Source organism: Hirschia maritima DSM 19733, assembly GCF_000378345.1.
Lineage (GTDB): Bacteria > Pseudomonadota > Alphaproteobacteria > Caulobacterales > Hyphomonadaceae > Hirschia > Hirschia maritima.
Genome location: NZ_KB899546.1, coordinates 217006 through 231411, shown reverse-complemented (window position 1 = coordinate 231411; position 14406 = coordinate 217006). Strand labels below are relative to the sequence as shown.

Sequence of the window (14406 nt, the reverse complement as noted above, 5' to 3'; positions counted from 1 at the left end):
CCGTGTATTGGATAAAAGCACGATTTGTCGTACTTCACTCGCTACCACCATATATGATTAATAGGCGGAGCGTCCAATGTCTTTTACGAAAACTGAATTTCATCAAACACCTGCGGGCAAGATAGCGTATCGAAAGACGGGTGGAAAATCAGGTAAGGTAGGCATTGTGTGGTGTGGTGGGCTTCGCTCAGACATGATGGGCGGTAAAGCCACTGAGTTACATCAGGCAGCCATGGGAGCTGATCGCTCATATTTGCGCTTTGACTATACTGGACATGGTGAGAGTGACGTTGCCTTCGAAGACACAACTATTGCCGACTGGAAACGAGATGCAATATTGGCCATTGATGAGTTGATCGATGGGCCCGTCATTTTGGTTGGGTCTTCAATGGGTGGATGGACATCTTTGCTGGCCACTATGGAGCGGCCCGAGCGAGTAAAAGGCTTGGTACTGATTGCACCGGCACCGGACTTTACTGAAAAGCTGATGTGGGTCGATTTTTCTGATGAAATTAAAAATCAGATTGAAACACAGGGTTTTTGGATGCGTCCTTCAGAATATGAAGATGATTATCCCATCACGAAGGCGCTGATAGATGCAGGACGTCGCCTGCAGATTACTGACAATCCGATTGATTTGAACAACATCCCAGTGCGGATTATTCAGGGTGTGCTGGATGACGCTGTACCGTGGACATATGCACAAAGATTAGTGGGCATTATTTCTTCGGAGGATGTGAGCTTCCATCTAGTAAAAGATGGTGATCATCGCATGTCCCGTCCACAAGATGTCGCTCATATCATTCATACCGTACTGACCTTAGCGGATCAGTTGGATGTTTCAGTTTCGGCTTGAAGTACAGCTTTTAAACCTATCTTGTAATTTGGATATCTTGGTATCCAACCAAGTTCTGATTTTGCGCGCGCATTAGATATACGCTTGCACTCGGAATAAAAACGTTGCGCCTTTATTGGTAAGTTTGCGTCCTCGAACGCGACTGATGGAGGAGGGGCGACTTTCAGTAATTTAGCGCCTTGTTCTATCAGTGTTTGTGGTGCGCAAGGTTGGTCGTCAGCAACATTGTAAATTCGACCCGGATTAGGTTTAGCAATTGAAAGAGCTAGAAGGTTTGCAATGTCTTCTACATGCGCGCGTGAAAAAATCTGACCTTCTTTGATGATGCGCCGAGATTTGCCTGATCTGATCCGGTCAAAGGTTGATCGACCTGGTCCATAAATACCGGGTAGTCTGAAGATGTGTGCGCCAACTTCTTTCCATTGCGTTTCCGCAATAGCTCGGTTTTTTGCTTCATCGCTTAACGGTTTAATTGGCGTCTCTTCAAAAGCCCATCCACCACCTAAATCGCCATAAACACCAGTAGAGGACAAAAATCCTATCCACGTTTTAGAGTCGAAATAGCCTTTGATCTTTGAAAATTCGGCAAAAACGGGGCATCCTTGTTCAGTTGGTGGAACCGAAACGAGTATCGCATCCGCCTGTGGCAATGGCGTTTCAGCGTCTGGCCATCTAAGGAGTTTGACATCTTTACCGAGTAACTTGTTTTCAGGGCAATAATTCGTTTCGGGTGTGCGTTTAGTTCCAAATATTTCACATTTCGAAAGCGAAACATGTTTCGCCAAGTATTTTGCGGTATAGCCATATCCAAAACACAATAGCGAATTAACACTCATGTCATTTGTACCTTCTTGAATACGTGTTTAAGGTCGACGTAGTAATCGCCTCAGGAGTAAGCCGTTATGGTCCCTATCGTCCAGTCAGTGCTGGTATCTATTTTTATGATGCTGGATTCCTCGAGTGAATTTGCGGCCCAAGAAATTGAAAAACTAGAAGCATGTATCGCTAAATTGGAGACTTCTCCGACTGAAGCATATGAAGATGGTCTGGCTTGGATGGCTGAAACCAATCGCGCGAAGGCACGTCATTGTGTGGCTTTGTCTTTGATTGAGTTAGGGCATTTTCAGGAGGGGGCTATTCGGCTTGAAGATCTAGCAAATGCAACAGATGGCGGAAGCATTGAAGAGCGTGCGGTTTATCTTGCTCAGGCTGGAAATGCATGGCTGGTGGCCCATCGCTATGAAGCGGCGGAATTGACATTGGGCAACGCTATTCGACTTTCAGCAGCAGACCCCGAATTGTACAAGGATCGGGCTCGCGCTCGTGTTCTGCAGAAAAAATGGTTAGGTGCGGACTCTGATGCGACCGAGGCCCTTGCGTTAAGCCCCAATGATGTGGACGCGTTGAAAATTAGGATCAAGTCACGGCTAAATCTGAAAGAACTGGACTTTGCTGAAAAAGATTTGAAAGTTGCTTTGCATTTAGCACCAAAAGATATTGATGTTCTTGTCCTGCGCGGCGAGGTGCGCGATGCCCTTCGTAAGGAAGGGCATCTGAATCGTTAGATGATAGTTTTGAGCCTAAGTGCTGAAATCTAACGCGGGTTATTTAGAAACTTTTGCTTCTTGATTTGCTTTTATTGTTGCGGCTTCTGTCTCTGCACGAGCACGATAAATATGCGCATTTGCTAGCTCTGGAGCAACACCTGTACGTATCATCACATCGTGCTCGATATTACCAATCCATCGATTATATCTAGGTCCGATCATGTTCGTTGCTTCATTGTAAGCAAATCCAGCGGTTTCAAGTCGCTCAATACTGAAACTTTCAGTATTATAATGGACTTTGATTTTCGCCATTTTTTCGCCTCTGGATACGATTGAAGCAGTTATACTGTCTTCAGTTTCAGACAGGATAGACCAATTTCTTGAAAGTAGAGATGTCTGAATTGCTCTTTTTACAATTTCCTTGGTGGAACCAACAGCAACAGGCGAATCAGAAATTGTACGGATTGAAACTAAATCTGGAGATGAAGAACAAGCCATAAGTGAGACTGACGTCAACGCAATAAACATGTGAGACAGTTTGATTTGCATAATATGATCCTAATTTGTTTTGGGTTCTTTAGTGCTTTAATCTGCAATCGGCGGGAGACCTATACCTATACGAATATCTCGGTCTAGGTTTCTAACCCAACGCTTCCAGATATGATTATCGCTGCCACCATCCATGCCTTTTGAGGATATGTAGTTAATACTATAACTGTTGTCATCGAATGTGATTTTGGCTGTTGCTGTTCGAATTTTATCTTGTGCGGCAGCTGTAATTGGGTCGCGTTTCTGTACTTTAGAAGAAGCGGTCCACTGCAGGTTTCCTACCTTGGCAATGACGTAGCCTTCGCCCTGCTCAATTGTTTTCCATTTTAGATAACGCAATGATGACTGTATCGCCGCTTCAATATCACCATTTTGTGCTTCTGGAGCGAATGTCATATGTGCTGGAGATTGGGAAGTGTTTGGTGTCCCGCAACTTGAAAGCACAATGGATGCTGATGCAATAAGGACTGCAAGTTTTAGCATTTTCTTCCCCCCTTCAATTTTTATATAATCTTATTAGTAGGTGGAAATAAAAATGGCAAGTTTTTCAGAAGTGTAGACAATAAAAAAAGCGGCTCTTTTGGGAGCCGCTTTTCGGGAGTTAAGCTAAAGAATATCAGCCCGTTTAGTTAACCTCGTTCAGCATGACCTCAAACATTAGGTCAGCTTTCTCAGGGATAACAGGAGGGCGTCCAGCTTCTCCATAAGCAAGGTCGTATGGGATATACATCAACCAACGGTCGCCAGGTTTCATTAGCTGCAAGCCTTCAACCCAACCTTTGATTAGACGTCCTGCTGGGAATTGAGCTGACTCACCGCGTTGGAATGATGAGTCGAACATCTTTCCATCAGCTGCAAGACGGCCTTCATAGTGCACGTCTACCATGTCTTCAGCTTTTGGGCTCGTTCCAGAAGGGTCACCAGATTCAAGGATGATATATTGAAGACCACTTTCGGTTTTGATGACTTCTTCAGAATCTGTTGGCCAGTTAGCGTATTTTGACCAAGCCGCTTCATCTGTTTTGGGAGAAACCAAAACATCGTTTAGGTGAAGCATGAACATAAGGTCTGCATTGGGAGGAATTGCACCACCTGCGCCTTGGTCGCCATATCCAAGTTCTGATGGCACGTAAAGCATCCACTCATCACCTGGTTTCATCAATTGCAGCGCTTCAACCCAACCCGGGATTAAACCACCCGCAGGGAAAGTTGCGGGTTCGCCGCGGTCAAATGAAGAGTCAAATTTTTCACCGTTTGAAGCCAAGCGACCATCATAATGGGCAACGACTTTATCGTTTGGAGTAGGGCTAATTCCATTTTCGTCACCTGATTTCAGGATGACATATTGAAGGCCGCTTTCAGTTTTTTGAACTTCACTGGAACCTTCCGGCCATTGTGCGTATTTTGCCCAGATTGTTTCATCCACAGCAATTGGTTTTGGTCCTTCAATCACATCTTCTAGAGATACGCGGAATACAAGGTCCGCATTTGGAGGAATGTCACCACCTGCGCCATGCTCACCATATCCTAAGTCAGACGGGATAAAAACCATCCACTCATCACCAGGTGTCATCAATTGTAGTGCCTCAACCCAACCAGGGATAAGACCACCTGCAGGGAATGTTGCCGGCGCGCCTCGGTCGTATGAAGAATCAAACTTGTTACCATTGGCAGCCAAACGCCCATCATAATGGACAACGACTTGGTCTGATGGAAGTGGTTTTACACCACCTTTATCACCAGATTTCAGAACGATGTATTGAAGGCCACTGTCTGTTTTGATGATGTCGGAATGACTTTCATCCCATGGAATGACTGTTTCGAATGGATCGGTCAAAGAAATCTCCGGTGATTTATTACCTGTACATGCCGCAACGAAAAATACGGTGATCAGGCTTAGTAAAACGCGTTTCAGCATGAAGTGCTCTTTTCCTGCTGGTTGAAATTAAATGCGTCCTAGCACTCAATCTCATTCGATAAAAGAGCGGTGTTCATTAAGCTTGTAATTGGCATGGCAATGAGTGCTTGTTACCCAAGAACCAATGCTAGTTTTGCGATCTCGGTGGGAAACCAGCTCTGGACAAAGCATCTACGATTTCCTGTGTGTGCTGTGCATCTCGAGTTTCAATTAAGATATCAAATTCGGCTCCTTTTGCAGGAACATCTAATGCTATCCGGTTATGAGAAACTTCTATTATATTGGCACCGCCTTCACCGATAATACGAGAGACGTCAGCAAGTAGACCAGGATTATCGCCGCCAACCATTCGAATTGAAGCCAGCCGTTTTTCTCTGACCAGTGAACGCGTCAGGACTGAGGCAAGGAGTCTTGTATCAATGTTTCCACCACACACGGTTATTCCCACGCGGCGACCAGTGAAACGTCCAGGGTAGGCAAGTAATGCTGCAAGTCCTGCCGCTCCAGCACCTTCAGCCACAGTTTTTTCCACAGTAGTGAGCAGAGTAATCGCGCGTTCAAGGTGTTCTTCCTCGACGGTTAGAACTTCTTCCATGAGTTCTTTACAGATCGCGGCTCCAATTGCCCCAACCTTCTTTACGGCAATCCCTTCGGCAATTGTTGCGCCTCCAACATGCGCTTCTTCATTCCGCATTTCAGCAGAAAGGGAAGGGTACATGCTTGGCTCAACACCAACTATGTTGATGTCCGGATTGATAGCTTTGGCCGCCACAGCCATTCCACCGATTAGACCAGCTCCTCCAACAGGCACGATGAGGTATTCAAGATCAGGTTGGTCTTCAAGCATTTCCAAAGCAACTGTACCTTGACCTGCAACAACTTTTTCATCGTCATAAGGGTGGATAAAAGTAAGGCCTTCTTTTTCTTCTAGTTCACGGGCATATGCATCGGATTCAGTTAGCATTTCACCGTGCAGTATCACACGAGCACCGTAATTTCGGGTATGTTCAACTTTCACAAATGGCGTGGATTTTGGCATGACAATCGTCGCGGGAATTCCCAGACGAGATGCATGATAAGCAACGCCCTGCGCGTGGTTGCCAGCAGACATTGCTATGACACCAGCTTTTTTTTCTGCTTCGGTAAGGCTTTTCAATTTATTAAGGGCACCACGTTCTTTAAATGCCGCGGTGAATTGTAGGTTCTCGAATTTAATCCAAATTTCTGCACCAGTAATCTCAGATAGAGTATGGGATTTACGCATAGGTGTGCGTTCAACTTCACCTTCAAGCTGCTTTGCAGCGGCGAGTATGTCTTCATACGAGATTGCTAATGAGTTTTTCACTGTATCCATTTCCTACAAAAAATTCTGCCGGACACTATGCGCCCTAGCGATAAGCATCAATACTCATTGGGAATGGATTTCGTAATTTTGAGAGACTTTACGCGCAATTTTACTAAAATTATTGGTATTTGACCTAAATCTAGATTTATTTTGCTTTACTGATTAGGCGTTTGTATTTTTCATACCTCGCCACACATCCATGCGGCGCATAGCTTTGGCGGGCCAATCACTTGCAGGACCCAAAGGCAAAGCTTCAATCGTTGAACGCATTTTGTATTGAAGGCTTCTTGAAAAGGTCGCTAGATTTGTAGAGCCTACAAATCCAGGGCCGGAAATTCTTGTTTGAGTCGCAAGACTGTTTTTAAACCGGTATTCTCCGCCACCCAAGTCGAGTAACTCATATCCAGCTTCTGCAATGGCTTGGAGTGTTTCTGTAAACAATATCAACCCTGGAGAGTAGGCCTCATAGTCCCTAGAATACCCCACGAACCAGGCGTGGAGAACTTTATCCAGCTTTAATGCATATAGAGCAGCAACAAGTTCACCATCTGCTTTAAGTGTAAACAACTCGCCGCCAAATCCACCATCTGATACATCAAAAGAGTCACTGATAACCTGACTGATCCATGGTTTCGTCATGACATCAATTGATTGTGTACGTTTCCATTGATCACGCTTCCACTGCATCAGAGTTTCGAAGTCCTCGCGGTTGTGGGTAAAGGCTTCAAATTTAACGTCTGGGCATTCCGCTTTCATTTTACGGAATTTTTTTCGCGTGCGTTTCAGCACGTTTGAACCGGCTTCGCGCCTGTTCTCGCGGTAAGCTTCCCAACCATTCGAAACATCAACGACCATGCCTTGATCATTTGATTTAATGTGGGGGACACAACAAGCATGACCGTCCGTTAGATTGGTGAAATCTATTCGTTTAACCCCCAAAACATCCAACGCCATTCTTGGATCAAATTGAGTATCGTTTTGAGCTATAAAACACTGGTAATCACAGATTGGACCGCCAAGTGGCATAGCGGCGATGTTATTGTTTTTTTGAACAGGTAAAAAGCCGACTGGTTGAGAATTTTTTTCGAGTATGACGACTTTGGCATTAGATTGAGATCGGCCAACGAGCTTAGCCCATCCTGGAGATAAATATGGGCTACGCAGTTTTGGTACTTCGGACAGGATGTTTTGCCATGCGTTGATGTCATCGCTGGTTAATTCATCTGGTGATACACATCGTGCTGTCACTGCTAATGGTCCTGTTTTATACCACTTCATTACACAAACTTGTCCCATACCTGTTTGGCCGGAACGGATGAGTATAGTTCAATAAAATGAGTATACTATTTACGGTAACTCAGTAAATTTAGGATACTATTAGCCCATCAGTAATGTTTTCTATAGAGTCGTGTTCTGCGACAAAGTGGTTTTTGTATATTTCTTTTAAGAGAGGGCGGTATTGGTCTTTGCTAGTTTCGCTCATTCTCGATTTTAAGAATTTCAGTTTGGATTTTTCATTTAATTGAGATGGCAAATCAAAACTGTTTAAAAGCTGTGATAGATTTTTGTTATAACTGGCGGAGTGCCTATTTTGAGTATTCAAAAAGGCCATTGAGTAGGGGTGTCGTGGACGCTGGAGTACACGATTTGTTGGACCATATTCGATTGTATGCCCAAGGTTCATGATGAGTAGGTCGTCAGTTGCTAATTCAATAGCTTTTATATCTTGGCTTATGAAAAGAATTGGAAGGTTTTTTTCAATTTGTATACGCTTTAAAATGTTGTAAAATCTTTTTAATTCAATTGACTGTAACCCATAAAATGCTTCATCGCATATTAAAATATGAGGTTCAGAAGCGATAGCTAAAGCTAAGTTGAGTTGATAAATCTCACTTGTGGATAAAGCGGTGATGGAAGATTCAGCTAGGCTTGGGTTTAGCTGCACACTTCGCAAAACAGATTCTATGTAGGGCCGATCATTTTTCCTATCAGATTGTTGTTCGATTAATTCATGTACCCTAGCGAATAAGGCTTCGTTCGAGTATTGCGGTTGAAACCAAATTTCTAATTGGGCAGGGGCTTCATTTCTAATAAGTTTACGCGTTAATTCAGAGGTGTTGCCCAACCAGCCAACTTTGTTTTGATCTAAGGGTAGTTTGTTTAAAACCGCGCGAGCAAGACTAGATTTACCGGCACCGTTTTCTCCCAGAATTCCTAAAGTTTTTCCTTTGTGCAATTTTATAGAAATATCGTTCACTGCGTGCCGTTGAACTGGTTTTCTGAATAATCCCCCGGACCCTGTAACAGGATAGGAAACATGAGTGTTTTTTGATTTCAGAAATATTTCGGGGTTGTCTAGGGAAACATTAGAAGGTGACGAACACAATTGAGATAGGTCTTTTGCTACTTCGTTGGGCCAAAGAATTGTTTCTTCGCACAATTGCTCCGCCACTTTGTTCTGGCGAGTCAGTACTAACAGGGCGGTGTTTGTTTCCCGTGTCAAAATTTTGATAGTTTCGAATAGGTGATCTTTAGAGGGAAGGTCTATAAAAGTATCGGGTTCTTCTAGGATGATGAGTTTGGGCTTAAACATGAGCGCTTTTGCAATTTTTAGACGCTGCAAAGCACCATCGGAAAGTTCGTGGGGGCGCTGTTTTAGAACCCAACTTGCATCAGATATTCTGAATTTCTCAAGCCATTCAACAGAATTTTCAGTACTGCGCTGTGCTTTAAAGTCAGAACGGCGTTTCAATATTGTACGAAGTTGGGCACCGATCGTTTGGTTTTCAACGAGGGGATATAGAGATGTAGGAGAGACGCCTATAATTTGTGGATCAGATGCTTGTTTAGAGGAGCCTTGGCCATTTGATCGAGGAGGGGTGCCAAATATTTCGATAGTGCCTTTGAATAGATTGGTCGAAGAATGGATATTCAAGCAAGCATTCAAAAACTGCTTCAGTAAATAAGGATAGTGACTTCTAATTGCGATGGATTGCCCAGGAAGAAGGTCCAGATTTAGCTTTGTATCAGAAGCTTCTTTTCCATTTCTGGTTAAGTTAGGAAAAGAGAAATCTTGAAATTTAAGTACTGGAATTAAAGACGCAGACACGAATGTTACTCAAAAAATAGCAATAAAAATTTTAACTAGTGTTCGATGCACTACATAGTGGTTGATTGGGAGTTCAATACTCTCAAATCGGGTAGTTTCGATCAATTAGACTAGAAAATGACAATATTGGACTGAACATGAATTTGAGATGAGCGATGCCGAGCAAAGCCCATTAAAATTCAATATATTACCTGAAAACATATGTGTTAAAAAAAAGAACACACAATTCAGAGACGCAGCTCGAGGTGAATTAGTTTGGCTTTGTAGTATCGATTTCTTCGTCACTGCCTAGTGTCGCTTCTCTGGCGCTTTCATCGATTTCTGTTTCTACAATTTGTTCTACTTCAGAAGAAAAGTTTTCCTTGGCCGGAGCAGGTAAAGCAATATGGGCGATTGTTTCGAGTTCTCCACCATAGGTTTCATAACGTGGGTGGATCAAATTACCTTCATCTCCAAATGTATACACAAGGCGCGTCCAGTCTTCGTTCGAGAATACAAAAGCTCGTCCATCTGGATCAATGTCTGACCAGTCGGCTTCGCGTGCCGCTGAAGAAGCTGTTCTAGACCATCTAGCTGCTTCTTCACTTTCACCGCGTCCGCCAGATATAGCTTCCATCAGTGTGCAAAGACGCGTTGTTTCACCCTCGCGTAAAATGTGACTTAAGGTTTCTATCGCATCGTCCCAATGCCCCTGAGTCATTGCCGCTTCTACCAATAGAATACGGCTTTCTCTGTGCGTCGGGTTAATGTTCGCGAGTGTTTTAAGTCGCTTAGCTCGTGCATTAGAAGCTTCATTTGGTTTAAGGTCCCGCCATAACAGGGCTAAAGCGGGGTGAGGGCGAATTCGCCACGCACCTTCTATTGTTGCTTGAGCTTTTGACGACTTTCCTGCAGCTAGCTGCAAGCGGCCTGCTATATAAGCAGCGGGTGGAAAGCTTGGTGCCATTCTAGCTGCATCTGCAGCCAGACGTTCAGCTTTTTCTGGTGCTTCTTGGCGAATACGGGAGGCTTGCGCTGTTAACAATACAGCGCGGCGGCGCCGAGCGACTTCAACATCAATTGATTTTCGTTTCTCACCAATCAATAGAGTTTCATTGGATGATTCCCAATCTGCTGCCTTGGTTTGAAGCTCAAATAAGGTGCTGAACGGCCAGCTAGCATTGGATTTGAGAGCTAATGCTTTGCGAGTGTGAGTTTCTGCGCCGCGTAAGTCACCACGTTGGATAGCTGCTGCGGTTAGGCCACGTAAACCGACAAGTTCAGCGCCTTTCTCACGGGAAAGATCACTGTATGCATGTTCAGCTTCGCTCCAATCACCATTTGCTTCTGCAGCACGCGCGGCCAGGAGAAAAGAAAGCTTTCTGTCGCTAGCATCAGATTTAGCGAGATTGGTTGATTTCTTGGCTTTCTTAAGGGCGTTGGTTGGATCTCCACCTTCTGCTGCGATTAGCCCATCTGCAAGTGCTGTGCGGGCCTTGCCAAAGCGGGCACGCTTTGCGGTGCGGTTAAGTGCAAAAGGGATACGCATGAAGATAGCGATTATGTACCATCCAACCGCTACAACTGCACTCAATACGAATAGCAATATGGCCGCTGTATATCGGGACATACCGTATTCTGCGCCATTGAATGCGATGGTCACATCATCTGGTGCGTTGAATGCAAATGCGACGGCTGCAATTGTAGCAACGACGACTGCCAGTAGTATGACTATACGCATGACTTTTATTGGCTTTCCTGCTGAGTATTCTCTTGATCGATCTCTGTGCTATCAATTTCCGCGCCAGTTTTTGTTGGCAATGGAATAACGGCACCAGATTTTTCCAAAATTTCGGATTTAAGTGCAGATAGACTTTGATCTAATGTCAATCTTCGCTTCGAATTTGTGGTCCATTCTTCCAATTCATTTGAAAGAGGTCCATCAATACCTTCAGCGTTCGCTACAACTACATCAAGTTTATTGGCATTTAGCGCGTCAGCAATGTTTTTTAACCTGCCCGCATTGTCGATGTTTTCGCCTTCTGTGCGCTTAACTGTGACGACGCCTCCAAGGGCATTTCTTGCCCAATCCCAGCCATCTTTTTTATTCGATGAGGTAGCTTTTTTTACGAGAGATTTTTCCATATCGAAAAATGCAGAAGACAGCTCTTCTGTTGAAGGCGCACCATATCGTGCGATTTCTTTTATGGCGTCTACATCTGTGTTGTTTGGGATTGCTAAAGATAGCTTATTCCATGACTGGAAAAATGGTTTGCCCCGAGATGATTTTGCTTCAACTTCAGCCAGTGCAATTGAGGCGATAGCTAAAACTTGTTCTGATTGATCAATTTCATCCAGATTTACTGGCTGTGTCGATTGGCGTGAACTTAGACTGCGCAATTCCTCAATATCTGTTTCCACGCCTTTTATTGTTTTTTGTGTTTGCGAAAGGCTAAGGGTTAGGGAACGAATTGCCTCTGAACGCGCCTGCATTGCCTGTCGCAAATTTGCTTCAGCAGCCTCTACTTTTTCCAATCGTTCCTTCAACCCAGAAACGTCACTGTCGGAAGTCAGATTAGAGGCTGGAGCTTGTTGTTCCAAAACTTCCATGCGAGCAACGAGGCTTTTAAGAGCCTCAACGCGGCTTGGAGTTTGAGATTGCGAAGGAGATGAGACAGGTTGCTCTGTATCTGGGCTATCTTCTTCCGAAATAGAAGCTTCAATAACCTCATTTGCTTCGGTTGAGGTGCCACTGTTCGCTTGGCCGTCATTGAGAATAATTTCGAGATGAGATGTCAAAAGTGTGATTTCATCTCTGATTGCCAATTCGCTCTGCAATCTCTCATCCAAAATGGCATTGAGGTCCGATATTTCAGAAGCGTGTTTAGCTTCCAATTCGGTTAGAAGTCCCCAAAATTTCTGAACCCGTTCATTCAACCCGTTTTGAAGAGTTTCAACTTTAACAATTTGGTTTTTTACTTCTGCAGGAGCAAATTTGGCTGTATCGACACCGCTTGATCCGGTCGCGACCATGGCGATTACCGCGCCGATGATTGAAGAAAATGCACCGGTGGTCATTAAGGCACCCCAACCAGGTCCTGATTTTTCAGGTGTTACGCGCGTCTCTAGCGGCGTGGTGTCTGGATCATTCAATTCATCAAAATCGACATCTATAGCTTCATCAGAAGATTGTTGTTGAGCTTCAGATGTAGAACTTTGTTCGGCTTGATCGACGGTCTCTGTCGGTTCTTTTTTATCTGAATCCGAAGTATCGCTCATTTTAACATTCTTCCTGCAATTGTCCCCAAAAAAACCCTGTCAATTAATGCGTTATTTCAACGAATTATTCAAGAGCCTTTAAGCTGTTCTAACAGACTAATTTCATTAGGTTTTGCAGCATAAAAAACCTTCTCATGAAAGAGGTTTTCTAGCGTTTTTCCCGCATCTGGGGAAATTGCAATGATTTGAGGCAGATTGACGTTAGAAAGGTCACGCCAATCATTCAAAACAAGATCTATGAAATCAGCCGCCATTGGAGAATGAACCAAAATAACGTCCAATTTAAGGTCCATCTTTAATCTGTTGCGTAGTTTGGTTTCAAACTCGGGATGCATACTTGATTTGTATACCGCCATGAACTCTGCGTCATATCCGCTGTCTTTAAGCGAGGGGACAATATCTCCACGTGGACTAGCATTAGCCATATGCAATAAAGGACCGTCACCTTTCGTCCAGTTGTCTTTGATATATTCGATGAGAGTCTGGGCATCGCCTCGCGCTGAGTGGATATTTTTAAATCCAGCCTGATGAGCGGATTGAGCGGTAGCATCCCCTACACAAAACACCTTTTTTGCATGCCTAAATGGTGCTCTAGGCGCAAATTGAATACCATTCTGACTGGTAAAGATCAGTGCACCTTCAAAGTTTTTTTGACTAAAAGTTATTGGTGCTTGAGCGAGATGAATTGCTGGGATCTTTTCAGCAAGAAAACCCATTTCCTTTAATTTACTAAATGTTTTTGAGGCACCCGGTTCAGCGCGAGTTACCAATATGGTGCGTAATGTTTCCATTAGCCCTGTGCCTCATCTGCTTTTCTTAGCAGCGCGACCTTTTCTCCCAATTGGTGGCCTAGTTTTTCGGCTTCGTCCTCGCTAGGCACAGTGTCTAAGTACATTTCACTATGCCATCTCGAACAACCATCATCCGTTAGGACTTCGCCAGAGAAGTACGTACCTTTTCCCTCAAAGCTCATATGGCCAGCAATGGGAGTTCTGCATGACCCATCAAGCCGTTTTAGAAAAGCACGTTCGGCAGTTGCAGCGATCCGAGATTTTTGAACATCAATCTTTTTGCAGACCTCTTCAAGCCAGTTGGGAGCATCCTCGCGCAGTGTTGCGCAGACAATTCCCTGTCCGCAGGCAGGTAGCATTGTGCTTTGGGGAATAATACCTGCTGCTTTGTCGATCATGCCCAAACGGTTTAAGCCTGCTGCTGCCAACAAGGTTGCGTCGGCTAGGCCTTCTTGCAGTTTTCTCAACCGAGTCTGCACATTGCCTCTAAACATGACGATTTCCAGATCGGGCCTCAATGCGAGGGCTTGTGCACCGCGCCGTAAACTTGCAGTTCCAAGCTTGGCTCCTTGGGGTAGGTCCTCAATTTTGCCAACTTCGCCGAACAGTGCATCTCTGGGGTCTTCTCTTGGCAGGTAGCAACCCATTTTTAGGCCTTCAGGCAAAACAGTTGGAACATCCTTTAGTGAATGCACAACAATATCAACGCGACCTGTCAGTTGAGCTATATCGAGTTCGCGTGTGAATAACCCTTTACCTCCTGCATCTTGTAATCGTTTGTCCAGCAATTGGTCCCCAGACGTGGTGAATGTCAGGATTTCTATCTTAACATTTTTTCCAGCAATTTCTTTAAAACGAGCTGCAAAATCTTCGGCTTGTTGCACCGCTAGGGGAGACCCACGTGCGCCTATCTTGACGATTTGAGCACCAGATAATGAATTCTCTGATGAAGAAGAAGTAGCAGACTGTGTGTTCACGGACGTGATATCTCCGGTTTTCTATGTTTTTCAACGACAATTGCCATGATTTGCTT

General features: G+C 44.4%; 13 protein-coding genes. 2 read left to right on the top strand and 11 right to left on the bottom strand.

Annotated elements, in window-relative coordinates:
- Window positions 1–76 precede the first annotated feature (76 nt).
- Window positions 77–856 carry an alpha/beta hydrolase gene (locus tag F551_RS0109365; protein WP_018997243.1) on the top strand — a complete coding sequence of 260 codons (780 nt, stop codon included), beginning with the start codon at window positions 77–79 and terminating at the stop codon, window positions 854–856.
- On the opposite strand, the gene F551_RS0109360 is transcribed toward F551_RS0109365, so the two are convergent.
- Window positions 829–1692 carry a Rossmann-fold NAD(P)-binding domain-containing protein gene (locus tag F551_RS0109360; RefSeq protein WP_018997242.1) on the bottom strand — a complete coding sequence of 288 codons (864 nt, stop codon included), beginning with the start codon at window positions 1690–1692 and terminating at the stop codon, window positions 829–831. The two genes, F551_RS0109365 and F551_RS0109360, sit on opposite strands and share 28 nt — an antisense overlap.
- A 66-nt stretch (window positions 1693–1758) precedes the next feature.
- Between F551_RS0109360 and F551_RS0109355 the strand changes: the two genes are divergently transcribed.
- Window positions 1759–2421: a tetratricopeptide repeat protein gene (locus F551_RS0109355; protein ID WP_018997241.1), complete on the top strand. Its 663-nt coding sequence runs from the start codon at window positions 1759–1761 to the stop codon at window positions 2419–2421.
- Between the two features lie 39 nt (window positions 2422–2460).
- Here F551_RS0109355 and F551_RS0109350 read toward each other — a convergent pair whose 3' ends face one another.
- The 10 genes from F551_RS0109350 to hemC form a co-directional block, all read right to left on the bottom strand.
- On the bottom strand, window positions 2461–2952 hold the full coding sequence (locus tag F551_RS0109350) for a hypothetical protein (protein ID WP_018997240.1): 492 nt from the start codon (window positions 2950–2952) through the stop codon (window positions 2461–2463).
- A gap of 36 nt (window positions 2953–2988) precedes the next feature.
- A complete protein-coding gene (locus tag F551_RS0109345) occupies window positions 2989–3435 on the bottom strand; it encodes a hypothetical protein (RefSeq protein WP_018997239.1) in 447 nt (148 codons plus the stop codon).
- Window positions 3436–3577: 142 nt separating this feature from the next.
- Window positions 3578–4870, bottom strand: a complete 1293-nt coding sequence (locus F551_RS17155; RefSeq protein WP_018997238.1) for an FKBP-type peptidyl-prolyl cis-trans isomerase — start codon at window positions 4868–4870, stop codon at window positions 3578–3580.
- A gap of 127 nt (window positions 4871–4997) precedes the next feature.
- Complete coding sequence (locus tag F551_RS0109335) at window positions 4998–6224, bottom strand: threonine ammonia-lyase (protein ID WP_018997237.1); 1227 nt, start codon at window positions 6222–6224, stop codon at window positions 4998–5000.
- Between the two features lie 153 nt (window positions 6225–6377).
- A complete protein-coding gene (locus F551_RS0109330) occupies window positions 6378–7493 on the bottom strand; it encodes a GNAT family N-acetyltransferase (RefSeq protein WP_018997236.1) in 1116 nt (371 codons plus the stop codon).
- Between the two features lie 88 nt (window positions 7494–7581).
- Window positions 7582–9324 (bottom strand): ATP-binding cassette domain-containing protein, encoded by a 1743-nt coding sequence (locus F551_RS0109325; protein ID WP_018997235.1) that lies wholly within the window; start codon window positions 9322–9324, stop codon window positions 7582–7584.
- Between the two features lie 250 nt (window positions 9325–9574).
- Window positions 9575–11044, bottom strand: coding sequence for a heme biosynthesis protein HemY (locus tag F551_RS0109320; RefSeq protein WP_018997234.1), 1470 nt, complete (start codon window positions 11042–11044; stop codon window positions 9575–9577).
- A gap of 5 nt (window positions 11045–11049) precedes the next feature.
- The gene (locus tag F551_RS0109315; RefSeq protein WP_018997233.1) at window positions 11050–12582 is read right to left on the bottom strand and encodes a COG4223 family protein; all 1533 of its coding nucleotides are present in this window, start codon (window positions 12580–12582) and stop codon (window positions 11050–11052) included.
- 68 nt (window positions 12583–12650) lie between these two features.
- Window positions 12651–13373, bottom strand: a complete 723-nt coding sequence (locus F551_RS0109310) for a uroporphyrinogen-III synthase (RefSeq protein WP_018997232.1) — start codon at window positions 13371–13373, stop codon at window positions 12651–12653.
- Window positions 13373–14350 carry a hydroxymethylbilane synthase gene (gene hemC, locus F551_RS0109305; protein ID WP_018997231.1) on the bottom strand — a complete coding sequence of 326 codons (978 nt, stop codon included), beginning with the start codon at window positions 14348–14350 and terminating at the stop codon, window positions 13373–13375. Before hemC ends, F551_RS0109310 begins: the two co-directional genes overlap by 1 nt.
- Window positions 14351–14406 lie beyond the last annotated feature (56 nt).